Origin of the sequence: Campylobacter troglodytis, assembly GCF_006864425.1 — a bacterium.
GTDB lineage: Bacteria > Campylobacterota > Campylobacteria > Campylobacterales > Campylobacteraceae > Campylobacter_D > Campylobacter_D troglodytis.
Genome location: NZ_QHLI01000275.1, coordinates 1 through 391, shown reverse-complemented (window position 1 = coordinate 391; position 391 = coordinate 1). Strand labels below are relative to the sequence as shown.

General features: G+C 33.2%; 1 pseudogene. It reads left to right on the top strand.

Going from position 1 to position 391, the window contains the following annotated elements:
* Window positions 1–283: 283 nt before the first annotated feature.
* A pseudogene (locus DMC01_RS15620) lies at window positions 284–391 on the top strand (class I SAM-dependent methyltransferase); the annotation flags it as partial.

Genomic DNA, 391 nt, shown 5'->3' with positions numbered 1-391 from the left:
AAGCCTTGTTTGAGCGCATTTGCGAGAAAATTCGTGCTAAACTTCCAAATGAGTTTAGCATAAAATACACCTCCAGATCTTGGAGTGCGAAAAGGGTGTAAAGCGTGAATTTAAAAGATTTTTAAAGAGCTTTTAAGCAGTTTTAAAAGCCTTTAAAATATCTTTAAAAAGTAAAAAAGCCTTAAATGTAAATTACACAGTCAAGGCTTTTAAAAATAGGCTTTATTAAATACAAACTTGTAGGTGTTTATATGAATTTCACACCAAGGCTTGAATTTAAAAGGAAGGAGTGAAAAATCCTTTTTGGGATCTAGACACAGATGAGGGAAAAGCCTTGTTTGAGCGCATTTGCGAGAAAATTCGTGCTAAACTTCCAAATGAGTTTAGCATA